This window comes from Amycolatopsis sp. NPDC114504 (assembly GCF_055633595.1).
This window is the reverse complement of the sequence record NZ_JBVKDU010000001.1, coordinates 1326561-1339601: the sequence shown is the minus strand read 5'-3', so window position 1 is coordinate 1339601 and position 13041 is coordinate 1326561. Positions and strand designations below refer to the sequence as shown.

Here is a 13041-nt window from a genome sequence, read left to right as displayed (position 1 = left end):
CGACGCTTTCCGTGAACCGAATCACCACGGGGAGTTCTCCGACGGCGCGCGCGGGCCGGATTCCGCGACCACAGGCGTCCGTCATGCGCTCACGCCCCCTCCGAAAGAGATCACTCGGCGGGAGGATAGCAATGCCGTCACGACTGCTGTACGAGTCGGTGTCGGGTTGCCCGAACGGCCACGGTCCGTGACTCAACGGGCAATGGCGACCCGATGCGGTGAGCGCTACGTCCTTCGTGAGTCGGTTCAGGCGGCGACAGGACCGGCCGGCTGAGGCGCTGCGGCCAGACGCCGGGAACGCACGGCGAGGACGATCATGACCGCCGGGATGAGCAGGTCGCTGACAAGGACGCCACCGGTGTTGCCGGGGGCGTGGTCGCCGGCGAACCACTGATATAGGTGGCCGGCCAGCGCGCCCCACAGGAACATGCCGCCGCCGAGGCCGATGGTGATGCGCTCGCGCGCCGACGCCGAAGCGGCGCGGAAGCCCATGACGGCCAGTCCGAGGTTGGCGAAGGCGATCTCGAACAGGAACGGCGTCCGAGGGAAGCCGATCGCGGTGGCCATGACGTCGGGGAAGGCGAGGAACGCGACCGTCATCCAGAGGCTGCCGACGCCGAAGGCGCCGATGGCCCACCAGCGCTGCCAGATCTCCAGTCGTTCCCGGGCGGAGGTGGCGTGGCGGGCTCGCACGAAGGCGCCGATGGCTGGGACCAGGATCCAGACCAGGGGAAAGGCTGACTGGGCGACGTAACCGAAGTTGTCCATGCCCTGAATCTTGCATAGTTAACATTAACTAGTCAACACTCTGTTAGGCTGACGACGTGGACGAAGGACTCGCAGACTTGCTGCACCGCGTGGTCATGCTGCTGGGCGAAGCAGCCCGGCGCCGCACCGACGGCCAGGACGGCCTGACGTACAGCCAGATCCGGCTGCTGGGCACGCTGGAGGACATCGAACCGGCAACGCAACACCGCCTGGCGCAGGCGTTGTCGGTATCGGACCCGGCGATCAGCCGCGCTTTGCGTCCCCTGGAGGAGGGAGGCTTGGTGCAGGTGGTCGTCGACCCCACCCATGCGCGACGGCGTTTGGTGACGCTGACTGCTGCCGGCCGGAAAGCGTTCCATGACAACGGAAAGCCGCTCTACGACGAGTTCCGTTCGGCGCTCGTCGCCGCCGGGTTCCCTTATGAGCGCTACCTCGAAGACACGCTTCGGCTGGCCGAGCTCCTCGAATCCGACTGACCACGTGATTGCAGCGGCGACGACTGACGACGCGAAGGAACTCGCTGTGGCCTCTGAACGACCGGTCCCGGCGTCGAGCGGGCCGGCGCCGGTCCTCGAGTTGCTGGACAAGCCCATCGGCTTGCCGACACCACTGGTGCGCAACAACATCGCCCGGGCCCGCCAGCGACACCGGCGGAGGTCGTGTGGACCTGGAGCGGATGTGCGTCAGGGCGCTGACTGGCACCGGGGTCACGGCGGCCGCGCCTGCCGTCGGCACCGGAGTCGCCTTGGCGTTGTCGGCGGGCGAGGCCTTCTCTTCGCTTGAACTGAGCGCCCTGTTCGTGCTCTCGGTCGCTGAGGTCCACGGCGTTCCGCTGGACGAGATCGAACCCCGACGGACACTGGTCATGGGGATCCTGCTCGGCCAGTCGGGTTACTCGACCATTGTGGTGCCCGCGACGGCACTGCGCCAGATCAACAGCGTCCTGGGCAAGAACTTCGTCACCAAGTACGGCACCAGGCAGGGCATCATCGTGCTCGGCCGGGTGGCCCCGTTCGGCATCGGCGCGGTGATCGGCGGGGGCGCCAACGCGACCGTGGCGGCCCTGGCCGTCCGAGCCGCGCGGCGCGCGTTCGGCCCCGCGCCTGAGTCATGGCCCGAGACAGAGCCGGATCCCGTGCCTCCCGCACCAGCTGACGATCGGTTCGTCGAAGGGGCCGGCCGGATCACCACGGAATGACGCCGTCGTCGTTGAAGAAGGAGCCGGTCGGTCCGCCGTCAGGCAGGGTGGCGAGACGAATCGCGATGGCCGCGGCCTCCCGAGCCGGACGCCCTCGGAAACCGGAGAAATCGGTCGCCACCAGGCCCGGGCAGGCGGCGTTGATGAGGGTGCCCGTGCCGGCGAACTGCCGCGCGTAGTGCACGGTGACGGCGTTGAGGTACGACTTCGTCGGCGCGTAGGCTGCCATGATCGGGCCGACTTCGACGTCCGGGTCCGCCTGCAACGTCACCGACCCGACGCTGCTCGAGATGTTGACGATGCGCGCTGACCCCGCGCGCCCCACGAACGGCAGCATCGCGTTGGTCACCCGGATCACGCCGTAGACGTTGGTCTCCACGATCTCGCGCACGACGTCGAGGTCGAGCGTGGTCGGGTCCTGCATCCATCCCGGTCCCATCTCGCCGGAGATGCCGGCGTTGTTGACCAGGGCTTCCAGGCGTCCGCCTTGACGTCCGACGAGTTCCGCGGCCTCGGTGACGCTGCGGTCACTGGTGACGTCCAGCGGGACCGCGAACGCGTCCACCCCGTTGGCCCGCAACGTCTTCACGGCCGCCTCGCCCCGCGCCTCGTCGCGGGCACCCACCGCCACGCGGTAGCCCCTCGCACCCAGCCCCGCGGCGATCTCGTAGCCGAGTCCCTTGTTCGCGCCGGTCACCAGCGCGAGCTTCTTGTCGCTCATGACCTCGATCCTGCCCACCCGGCGAGCGGTGTCCCAACACCGATCAGGTGCGCTGTCATACCCGCCCGGTATCACCGCAGTATCGTGGTGCGGTGGACACGCTGGAGACCCGCGAGCTGAGGTACTTCGTCACCGTCGCCGAGGAACTGCACTTCAGCCGGGCGGCCGAGCGCCTCGGCATCGCTCAGCCGCCCTTGTCCCGGGCGATCCAGCAGCTCGAACGGCGTCTCGGCGTCACCCTGCTCGAACGCAACCGCCGCGGCGTCACCCTCACCAACGCGGGCCGGGTGCTGCTCGGCGAGGCCCGCGTCATCCTCGAGGGAGCCGCTGCGGCCGTCCGCCGCACTCGCCGCGCCGCGTCCGCCACGAGCCGCCTGACACTGGCGACGAAGGCCGGCGCGAATCACGAGCTGTTGCGAAAGCTTCTCGACGCCCACGCCGCCGAGCCCGACGCGGCCGAAATCGAGGTGCTGCTGTGCGGAATGGGAGAACAGGCGCCGATGCTGCGAGACGGCCGCGCCGACGTGGCGCTCATGCAGCGCCCCTTCCACGACCTCACCGGGTTCGACACCGAAGACCTGCTGACCGAGGAGCAGGTTGCCATCCTGCCCGCGGGGCATCCCCTCGCCGCGTGCACATCGCTGACCATGGCTGACATCAGCGATCTGGCGGATCTACCGCTCGCCCGCTGGCCTTGCGACGGCGGCGCGTACCCACCCGGCCCAGGCCCCGAGATCCACGACCAGTCCCAGCTGGCGCAGCTGATCGCCCTCGGTCACACCGTCGCCGTCACGGACGCGTCCGCCCTATCTTGGCTGTGGAGCGCACATGTCGCCGTTCCGCTGACCGGCGTATCTCCCGTGACGACGGTTCTCGCCTGGCCTGCGCACAGTCGATCGCTGGCCATCGCCGGGCTCGTCCGCACGGCAGGTCACCTGTTCCGGTAGCTCATGCGACGCGAGGTGTTCAGCGCCCGGGCGCCCGCTCGATCGGCCCGGCACCGGTGAGCGAGCGACGCCCCGGAGCAGCTGCGGCGGACGATCACGTTGCCGGACGAACTCGCGACACAGCTGCTCGCCCCGAACGGCCGGGTCCTGTCAGGTGGCGCCATGCGGCTGGGCGACACGAAACGGCTGACCGTTGTCGTCGATGGGCAACGTGCCGGAATTTCCCCCGCAAATCCAGTCCAGCTCCAGGTGCCACTGGACATCATTGCGATCGGTGTACGCCATGATCTGGAAATTCTCCGGATCATGAGGGGTAACCGTGTAGGGAAAGTTCGGTGTAGCGACGTGACGGGTATCCATGATGCTCAGCGAGGGGCCGCTCGAGACCTCTGGGCGGAGTTCCGGGACCTCGCTGTCCAAGTCAAGCAGGAATCGGCGAATGGCCAAGGGTGCGTGAGGCGGGTCAGGCGGAATCACGATTCCCGGACCGCGGGAGTCGATGACCACTCGCAGCCGCTTGAGGACTACCGCTTGCTCTGCCGTTGTCTGGAACAGCAGGATCACGTATCCGCATCGGACCTCTCGGACATGGGGGCCACTGATGAAGTTCAGTGGCTGTTGCCAGTACTCGGTCGAAACCGTGATGGGTACGGGAGTGCCGACAAGGAGGTTCTTCCCCGAAGTCAAGCGCTTCTTGGTGCTTCCTTGAATCAGTCCCGTTATGGTCGCTGCCACGCCCGCCAGTACGGCCGCCGCCAGCCAGGCAAGTATTTTGCCGACCCCGAGTACGACGGCCAGTCCGGCCACGATCACCGCGGCCGCCAGCACCCATAACAGCAGTATGCGTAATTGCTGGATCCGTGTCCGCCGCATTTCTGCCTCTCCGCAGTAAACCGTCGTGGGTACGACTATGGCACAGTGGCGAGAGCGGCGGAACCTGATCAGTACAGGTCGAGGAGGACGAGCGTGCTTGCCTCGGTGTCGACGTGCCTTGTCTCGATGAGGTCGGCGGCGCGGGCGAGGAACGCGGTGAGCGACGGCGCTTTCGGCTCGCCCAGGTCCGGCACGTGGGGGCGGAACACGACCTGACCGACGGTGCCGCGCTCGCCGGGATCCAGCCGCGCGATCGCGCCTCGCAGCCGCGCGAATTCACGAGCGGTGTGTGTCATGACGGCCAGCCTGCCGGACTCGCGCATCGGCCGACGGTGGAGGTCGGGGACAGGGCGTCTGTGGCCAGTCTCGCGGTCCTCGCGGACCGGGCAGCGCTCGCCGGCGTTGCCACACCGGGAGCCCCTGGGCGCTCAGAGAACTCCGGAGTCGGCACCTCCCGGACATCCCGCTGTCGCGCCGCGATCCAGCGGCCCTGTCCGCAGCTCGGCGTCAGTCCGTCCGGCTGTCAGGTCTGGTGAGCAAGCTTCTCGAGATGATTGCGATCGCCGGCTTCGTGTCGGCTCGTCGCGAGCGGTCCCGCGGCAGCCCGGAAGCTCGGCACTCCTCAAAAGCGTCAGGACCACACTTTGACGTTCATCAGCACAGATACGGTCGACTCGAGATCCACGATCGCCACCCAGCCGACATGGCCGTCCGAGGTGACAAAGCACCACTGTTGACCGGGAGCAGGTGGCCACAGTCTTTGCGATGCAACGGTGCCGCTGCTGACCAGGCTCTTGCAGCGTTCGTAGGCGTTGCTCTCATTGCCGAACGTCATGTAGAAACTGCTGTGCCTGACGCTGCCGAATATTTGATTTTGGCTGTCGAAGTAAAGATCGAACTTGCGGTCATCTGCACTACCCCGTTTCGTCGGAGTGCCATTGCTGTCTAGGTCGATCGCTTGTCCGGCTTCGAGTCTGGGTGCATCGTCGTACAACGCTGTCGAATCCGCTCCTTTCTGCGCGGCCGGTGGCGAAGGTGTCGACGACGGCGTTGTGTTGGTGGGCGAGGTGATGACGGCCGGCGGGGACGGCTGAGACGTGGGTGTGGGCACAGGTGCTCGGCCCGGGAGAAGCGCGATCGTCGCGATTGCGGTCATCATCACAACGCCGATCGACATCGCGACGATCGCCAACGCGGTGGCCCAGTTGGGCGTGTGATGCCACTGTCGGACAAGCATCATCAGCCCGGCCACGAAGGCGAGCGCGCCGGCGGCGATCGGGATCAGTGAATATTGATCATGAACGAAGCTGATGATCCCGCAGACGTCAGCGAAAAGCCCTAGCCCGCCCATGAAGCGCTGAACGGGTGTAGTGGTCTTGCGTGAAATCCGTCGCGTTCCGGTCTGGAGTGTCAATTCCAGTGTTCCCCTCGTATCACGATCATGCGGTGCCCAGAGGTTTCGAGTGTCCCATGCTCTTTTTCGATCAATCATCCGGGTCCGGCAGTTTACTTGGATGGCGCACGCGAATCATGATTCAGGTGCTTGTTGATTCACCAACCGCTCGGCTGGTTTGGTGTCGACAAACTGGAGTTGACGACGACTTTGGCCGCCGCGTCGCTACCCTGTAAGGCCATGGGCGCATTTCGTGGGGCGAACCCGTCTCCGCTCGACGAGCCGCGCTGTTCAAGGACGTAACGGTATGTCGCAGGCGAACGAATTGAATCAGAGGGCCGCCACATCGGATCGCCTACCTGGCACATCATCCCAGTTTTGGCCCCGTGGCAGCTGGACCAGGTGACCGGTCACGATCGGCAAGCGACCTGGATTTCAACCCGGTGCCGAAGGTAGTCGTCGCTGGACGTGCGGGCGATCCGCACGGCTTGAGCCATCAAGTCGCGCATATCTTCGGGATACAGTCGCTCCTCCAGCGGAAAGCCTGGGAGGAGCCACCCTCGGGCGTCGAGATCGTATACCGCGACGAAGCGCCGCAGGGCAGCTGGTGTCGGGTCTCCGTCGGCCAGATGCAGGGGGCCGAGCACTACCCGACCACCGTCCCACACCTGCGCGGATCGGGTTCCGCGTCCACCGAAGTAGTCAGCCTCGACGTACGCAACAGGCCCCCCCCGGAGCAAGCGGCCGGCGCGCGACCGAACCCGGCGGGCGCTTTCCAGAACCCGTCAAGGCCGGCCTCTCCGCCGGCCGTGATCGCGTCGAACGACGCGTCGGTCATCGGCAGCACGCCTCGCCCGAACCTGGTGGAACCGGCGACGCCTACTCGGGAGCCAGAGAGATGTGCGACGCGCGTTCCCGGACATCGGCGTCGGCGTGGTCGCGCAGCGCCCACACCAGCTCGCGCCACGGACGCGGCCATCCGGCGCGGGGGCCGGCCTGGCTCGCGATACTCGCCGCCAGCAACGCCTCCGTCGGACCGTCCGTGAGGGCCTGGGCGACGTCGAGCAGCCCGGGACGGCCCGGGTCGTCGCCGGCCAGCCAAGCCGCCAGCCGGTCCGCCACCTGCCACGCCAGTGCGGGACGCTCGGCGAGGGCGGCGATTCGGCGGAGGGCCGGCAGCAGGTCCCCGCGGCGGGGTAAGGCGGCGACGGCGAGCATGAGCGCGTCCGGCGTCGTCGACAGCAGCCGCGCCGCGCCGCGCATCGTTTCGCCGCCGTCGTCCAGGCGGGTCGCGAAGCGCATCAGGAAGTGGCGCAAGCGTTGCCGCGCCGGCTGGTCCCGGCCGGCGAGCACGACGTCGTCCAGCTCGACGAGCGTCCTGACGACGGCGTGCAACGGCGCCGGGTCGCCGGTGACCGTGCACGCGGTGAGCGCCGCCTCGACCGCGGACTGCCAGGTCGCGGTCCTGCTCAGGTCACTGATCAGGGTGACCAGCGCGGCCGGTCCTTCGCGGTCCCAGACACTCCACGCGGGCCAGGCGGCCAACGCGATCCGCGCGGTGTCCGGGTCGGCGCCGGTCGCCACGGTCCGGACCAGCGCGCCGTGGCGTGCGCGGTACCGCTCGGCGATGGTCGTCGGGCCGGCTTCGGTCACGGCGGTGGCCACCCCGGTCATCGTGGTCGCTTCGGTGAGCCACTGCCACGCGCGTTCGTCGTCGAGCAGCCGGCGCGCGGCCGACACGATGGCGCGGCGGAGGTCGCGGTGCAGATCCGGGGCCGCCCACAGCGCGGCGAGCTCGTCGGCCGCGCCGGGCACGCGGTGCTCGGCGAGCAGCCGGACCGCCTCCTTGCACGACGTCACCTTCTTCCCGGCCAGCACCGGCCGGAGTGCGGCACCCAGTTCGGCCGGCGGAATGGTCCGGGCGGCCCGACCGGCCGCGTACACCGCGACCCGCGCGCGCTCGGTGTCGGCGTGGCCGAGCAACGTGCCCAGCGCGTCGCCGGGCCGGTCGGTCCAGGCCAGGCCGGCCAGCGCGGCCTCGACCACGGCGACCTCGCCGTCCTGGAGGAACGGCCGCACGTCGTCGACGGCGGCGCCGGGCAGGCTCGCCAGGCGCCGCACGGCCGAGACCCGCTCCCAGACCGGCTTGCGGGGCGCGGTGGCGAGGTCGGCCAGCAGCTCGGCGTACCGGGCGACCTGACGCGGCAGCCAGTGCCGCACCGACCCGCCGAACGTCGGCACCAGCCGGACGCCGCGCGCGGCGAACCGGCCGCGCGGCGGGCGGTCCAGCACGCTGTCGAGCAGGTCCGTCCGGCGCCCGCTGACCGCGTTCGCCACCGCGGTCACCGTGATCGTGGACGAGTCGTGCCGCAGCACCGCCTCGACACGTTCGTCGCGGGTCGCGGGCGGGGCCAGCCACAGCGCGAGGGCCCGGTGGACCGTGTTGTCGTCGGCCGCGCGGGTCGCTTCACCCACGGCGGCCTGCAGGTCGGGCATCGTCCACGCCCGTCGGTGCAGGCCCGCGGCCAGGGACAGGACCAGGTCATGGCGGCCGGCGCGGGCGTCGGCGGTGATGCGCGGCCGCAGCGCGGACCACACGGCGTGCTCGGCGCCGCGAGGCAGGGCCTGATCGAGCCGGTGCAGGTCGGGGGTGCGCACGTGGCCACCGGAAAGCTCGACGATCCGCAGCCCGCTCTCGACCAGGTCGGGCCGCGTCGTGAGCGTTCCCTGCCGGACCAGGGTGACGGCCAGCGCGCCGGCCGCGTGGCGGGTGCCCCAGGACGCGTCCCTGGCCTGGAAGGCATCGGTAGCGAGCTTGACCAGGGTGGCCGGTTCGGCCGACCGCAGCAGCCAGCCCGGGATCGCGGCGACGGCGGTGAGCGCGGCGTGGCGGACCGGGTCCTGCTCGTTGGGCAGCCGGGTCAGCGACGCCAGCAGGCCGGCGACGATGTCCGGCTCCCGGGTCGCGGCCGCCGCGCCGATCAGCGACGGGTAGCCGAGGGCACGCTCCGCGGCGGTCGGCCGGGCGATCGCGGCGCGCAGGACAGGCTCGGCTTCCGGCCACGGCAGCCGGGCGGTCGCCTCCCGCCGCAGGTCGGGGTCGTCGGCCACGGGGTGGGTGGCGAGCAGCCGCCGGGCTTGCTCGTGGCGGGCCCGCCACGGCAGGACGTCGAGCAGCGCGATCGGCAGCCCGGCCTGCCGCAGGTTCCGTTCGCCCAACGCTCCACTCAGGACGGTCGCGCGCCGGCCCGGCGGAAGTCCGCGCAGCAACGCCGTCAACCGGGTCGCGTCGACGAAGGAAGTACGCGCGAGCGAGGTCAGTGACTCATCCGATGCTCGTCGCAGAGCGCCGCTCGTGCTTCGGCCCGGCCGGAACCGGATGCGCCGCGTGGGATCGGCGAGGATCGCGACGACCCGGTCCGGATCGGTGGCGATCGCCGCGGCCAGCCAGCCGTCCGCGCCGGCCGGGAGTCCGGTCAGCGGTCCCGAGCGCGCGAGCAGGTCGACGAGCGGGGCGGGGTCGTGCCGGACGAGGTGCTTCAGCGCGGGTCCGAAGCGCGCCCAGGTGGCGTTGCGGCCGGCGTCGCCGGCTTCGGTCAGCCGGCGGCGTAGGTGCGCGAGCACGACGGCGGGGTGCCGTCGCGTCAGCGCGGCGAGGTTGGGTACGGCGAAGTCCAGTTCCGGCAGCAAGGCCGTGACCGTGTCGCTCTCGCAAGCCGGCAGCACGGCGGCGGCCTCCTGGTCACCGAAGCGCTCGCGCACCGACGGCAGGAGGGCTTCGGCCCACTCGGTGGCACCGGTGGCGCGCACCGCGCGGTAGAGGGTGTGCCGCCAGGCGAGGGGAGCGGTCGGGAGCGCCGCGGTGACGACGTCGAAGTGCAGGCCGCGGCGGGCGCAGTGGTTCATCACCAGGCCGGCGACCCGGACATCGGCCGCGACGAGGCCGCGGCGCAGGTGCGTGTCGTCGCCCGCGATGGTGGCCATCGTCGCGGCCCAGGCGCGCGGAAGCCCGGGGACGGCGTCCAGTTCCGCGAGCAGCGCGGTCAGCTCGGGTGAACCGGCCAGCGCGCGTGCGGTGCCGGCGAGGACCCGCCGCCGGGCCGGCGCGGCCAGCGGATCGATCCGGGCGAGAAGGGCGCGCATGTCCATTCCGGCGATTGTTCCCGATCATGGAGCTCCCACCAACGCAATTCCGCCCCGACGTGCCTTTCCCCGGGTGATCAGCAGCCGAAGCGAGCGCGGTTTGGTCCGTTCGACGGTGCACCGCCCGTGGGTTCGCGCACTAGGCTCCGCCTCCATGATCGAGGACGACACGCCAGCCGATCCGGTCGCCTCGCGCCGTCCGGCCTACCTGGAGGACCTGGCCGGCGGTGTGGATCGGTTCTTCGAGCCTCGCCGGGCCGGCTGTCCGTGGTGCGGCTCCGGTGCGCTTCGGGGCCGGTTGCGCACGACCGACCTGCTGCAGCACAAGCCGGGCCGGTTCCTGCTCGACGAATGCCGGGACTGCGGGCACGTCTTCCAGAACCCCCGGCTGAACCCGGACGGGCTCGAGTTCTACTACCGGGACTGCTACGACGGGCTCGGCGAAAAGAACATGACCGGGATGTTCGAAGGCAACCGGGCGGGTTATCGCTCCCGGGCCGAGCTGGCCCGGGACGCCGGTGCGTCGGGGGAGTGGCTCGACGTCGGCATGGGACACGGGCATTTCTGCGCGGAAGCCGCCGCGGTGCTGCCCGGCGTCGAGTTCGACGGTCTCGATCTCGGCGACGCGGTGGACCTGGCGCGTCGGCAGGGCCGGATCCGCACCGGCTACCGGGGCTCGTTCGTGGATTTGGCCGACGAGCTCGCCGGGCGCTACGACGTGGTCAGCATGTACCACTACCTGGAACACACCACGGAACCCCGGCGAGAGCTGGCGGCGGCGATGACGGCGTTGCGGCCCGGCGGGCTGCTGGCGATCGAGCTGCCCGATCCGGAATGCCGCTGGGCGAAGGTGCTCGGCCGGTGGTGGATGCCGTGGCTGCAACCCCAGCACCTGAACCTGATGCCGATCGGCAACCTCCGTGCCGAGCTGGCGGCCCGCGGGTTCACGGTGGTCGCCGAGCAACGTGCCGAGCCGCACGGCGCCATCGACGTGCTGGCCGCGTCGATCATGGCGGTCAACGCCCTGACGATCGCCGGGGAAGATCTTCCGTGGCGGAGCGCGCCGCCATCGCGGTGGCGGCGGATCCTGCGCAAGGCCGTGTTCGTCGCGTGCGTGCCGTTGTTCGTACTGGCCGCGGCGGCGGACCGGATCAGTGCACCCTTCGGCCGGCGGCGCGGGTGGTCCAACGCGTACCGGGTGGTGGCCCGCCGGGACGCCGCGTAACCCCCGCATCCGTCCGGGGAACGCCCTTTGCTTGCCCGGCGCGGTGTTCTAAGGTCGCGTCATGCTGCTGGCGGGAAAGGTCGCCCTGATCACCGGAGCGAGCACCGGGATCGGCGCCGCGTCCGCGCGGCTCTTCGCCCGGGAAGGCGCGGCCGTGGTGCTGAGCGCGCGTTCGGCGGACAAGCTCGCCGCGCTGGTCGAGGAGATCCGGGCCGCGGGAGGGCAGGCCGCCGCGGTGGTCGCCGACGTCGCCCGGGACGCGGACTGCGAAGCGGTCGTCGCCGAGGCGGTCGACCGGTTCGGACGGCTCGACGCGGCCTTCAACAACGCGGGCGTCGGTCCGGAGGGAACGCCGCTCGCGGACACGTCACCGGAGGCGTGGCAGGCGGCGCTCGCGACCAACCTGACCGGCGTCGCGCAGTGCCTGCGACACGAAATCCGCGCGATGCGAGCGGCCGGCGGCGGCGCGATCGTCAACAACGCCAGCACGGCCGCGTTCTTCGGAACCGCTTTCTCCGCCGCGTATTCCGCGTCCAAGCACGGCGTGGTCGGGCTGTCGAAGTCGGCGGCCGCCGAGTACGGCGCCGCGGGGATCCGGGTCAACGTCCTGAACCCCGGCGTCACCGAGACCCCGCAGACCGGGCCGTGGCTCGACTCGGTCCCCGGCGAGCGTGACCGGGTCGCGGGGTGGAACGCGCTGAAGCGGCTGGCCCGCCCGGAGGAAGTGGCCGAGGCGGCGGCGTGGCTGCTGTCGGACCGCGCCTCGTTCGTGACGGGCGCGGAGCTGGCCGTGGACGGCGGCTACACGGCGATCGCGCCGTATGTCGGCTGATGTCTGCGGCCGGCTTTCGCTGACAGATGCCCTCCTCGCGGCATGCGCGCACAGCGATCGTCTCGACCGCGCCGCCGGCCGGATGCGCGGCGTTACGTGGTTGGCCGAGGGACGGGGATTTCGGCGTCGAGCACGATCGTGCCGGTGGTGTCGGTGGCGAGCAGAGTCAGGCGTCCGGAGTGCGCAGGGGGTGCCGGCGACCACTGCATTCGCTGCCGGTCGAGATGGTCTCCCGACTCGGCCGTGCCGCCGGTCCGGCGGTACGCGGTGCCCTGCTCGTCGCGTAGTTCCCAGGTGAGCTCGGCCAGTGGCGAGCCGACGGCCGGCCGGCCCGGTCGCTCGGTGGCCTGCCCGCGGCGTTGGCGTTTCATCCACTCCAGGTGCTCACGCGAGGCCCGCGCGCGCCTGTCGCGGTGCTCCGGGCCGGGGTCGGTGTAGAGGTCGACCAGAAACCGGTCGCTCCACAGCTCCGCCGAAATCAGTGTCACCGGCCGTCCGCCGAGGTGACCGAGTTGCCGCGGCCCCACCAGCACATCCCGCAACGTCGGCGGATCGAACGGTCCGGCCGGCTCGGGGGCGACAACCGGCGCCGAACCCGCCCGCACAGCCACGGGAGCGAAAGCGCTCGTGGCCGTCGAGGACGACACCGACCGGATTTCCGGTCTGATCCCGGCCTCCTCGAGGGCGTCGAGCGCGGCGCTTTCCTGCTCGTCGGTGAGCACGCCGGTATCGCCGAGCGCTTCGACCTGCGCCGCGAGCCGACTTCCCAGCATGCGCAACGGATCCACGGAAACCACACCGGCAGAACCTTCGCGCCGAGCACGGCTCACCCCGGCCACAGCCGGTCGGAAGACTTGCGCCAACCACTGTTCCCCGGACAGCATCATGACTCCATTTTACCGTTGCCCCCAAGCCGATAATCTCATCGGCATGACCGGACG

12 protein-coding genes are annotated in these 13041 nt (G+C 70.4%); 5 read left to right on the top strand and 7 right to left on the bottom strand.

The features are described 5' to 3' along the window. Positions 1-246: 246 nt before the first annotated feature. Positions 247-768, bottom strand: a complete 522-nt coding sequence (locus ACZ7PG_RS06240; RefSeq protein ID WP_470238028.1) for a DUF6790 family protein — start codon at positions 766-768, stop codon at positions 247-249. A gap of 56 nt (positions 769-824) precedes the next feature. Between ACZ7PG_RS06240 and ACZ7PG_RS06235 the strand changes: the two genes are divergently transcribed. Both ACZ7PG_RS06235 and ACZ7PG_RS06230 read left to right on the top strand, forming a co-directional pair. Then, positions 825-1244, top strand: a complete 420-nt coding sequence (locus tag ACZ7PG_RS06235; protein ID WP_470238027.1) for a MarR family winged helix-turn-helix transcriptional regulator — start codon at positions 825-827, stop codon at positions 1242-1244. 185 nt (positions 1245-1429) lie between these two features. Beyond that, positions 1430-1966, top strand: a complete 537-nt coding sequence (locus ACZ7PG_RS06230; RefSeq protein ID WP_470238026.1) for a hypothetical protein — start codon at positions 1430-1432, stop codon at positions 1964-1966. Here ACZ7PG_RS06230 and ACZ7PG_RS06225 read toward each other — a convergent pair. After that, the gene (locus tag ACZ7PG_RS06225) at positions 1953-2687 is read right to left on the bottom strand and encodes an SDR family NAD(P)-dependent oxidoreductase (RefSeq protein ID WP_470238025.1); all 735 of its coding nucleotides are present in this window, start codon (positions 2685-2687) and stop codon (positions 1953-1955) included. The two genes, ACZ7PG_RS06230 and ACZ7PG_RS06225, sit on opposite strands and share 14 nt — an antisense overlap. A 92-nt stretch (positions 2688-2779) precedes the next feature. Between ACZ7PG_RS06225 and ACZ7PG_RS06220 the strand changes: the two genes are divergently transcribed. Continuing rightward, complete coding sequence (locus ACZ7PG_RS06220) at positions 2780-3634, top strand: LysR family transcriptional regulator (protein WP_470238024.1); 855 nt, start codon at positions 2780-2782, stop codon at positions 3632-3634. A gap of 150 nt (positions 3635-3784) precedes the next feature. Here the strand turns inward: ACZ7PG_RS06220 and ACZ7PG_RS06215 are convergent, their stop codons facing one another. From ACZ7PG_RS06215 to ACZ7PG_RS06200, 4 genes are all read right to left on the bottom strand, one after another. Next, the gene (locus ACZ7PG_RS06215) at positions 3785-4507 is read right to left on the bottom strand and encodes a hypothetical protein (RefSeq protein ID WP_470238023.1); all 723 of its coding nucleotides are present in this window, start codon (positions 4505-4507) and stop codon (positions 3785-3787) included. Between the two features lie 68 nt (positions 4508-4575). Continuing rightward, the gene (locus tag ACZ7PG_RS06210) at positions 4576-4803 is read right to left on the bottom strand and encodes a hypothetical protein (protein WP_470238022.1); all 228 of its coding nucleotides are present in this window, start codon (positions 4801-4803) and stop codon (positions 4576-4578) included. Between the two features lie 335 nt (positions 4804-5138). Next, the gene (locus ACZ7PG_RS06205; RefSeq protein ID WP_470238021.1) at positions 5139-5921 is read right to left on the bottom strand and encodes a lysoplasmalogenase; all 783 of its coding nucleotides are present in this window, start codon (positions 5919-5921) and stop codon (positions 5139-5141) included. A gap of 858 nt (positions 5922-6779) precedes the next feature. Beyond that, positions 6780-10049, bottom strand: a complete 3270-nt coding sequence (locus ACZ7PG_RS06200; RefSeq protein ID WP_470238020.1) for a hypothetical protein — start codon at positions 10047-10049, stop codon at positions 6780-6782. Positions 10050-10197: 148 nt separating this feature from the next. Between ACZ7PG_RS06200 and ACZ7PG_RS06195 the strand changes: the two genes are divergently transcribed. Further along, a complete protein-coding gene (locus ACZ7PG_RS06195; protein WP_470238019.1) occupies positions 10198-11268 on the top strand; it encodes a class I SAM-dependent methyltransferase in 1071 nt (356 codons plus the stop codon). Between the two features lie 61 nt (positions 11269-11329). Further along, positions 11330-12100: an SDR family NAD(P)-dependent oxidoreductase gene (locus ACZ7PG_RS06190; protein WP_470238018.1), complete on the top strand. Its 771-nt coding sequence runs from the start codon at positions 11330-11332 to the stop codon at positions 12098-12100. A 92-nt stretch (positions 12101-12192) separates the two neighbouring features. Here ACZ7PG_RS06190 and ACZ7PG_RS06185 read toward each other — a convergent pair whose 3' ends face one another. Beyond that, positions 12193-12987: a hypothetical protein gene (locus tag ACZ7PG_RS06185; protein WP_470238017.1), complete on the bottom strand. Its 795-nt coding sequence runs from the start codon at positions 12985-12987 to the stop codon at positions 12193-12195. Positions 12988-13041 lie beyond the last annotated feature (54 nt).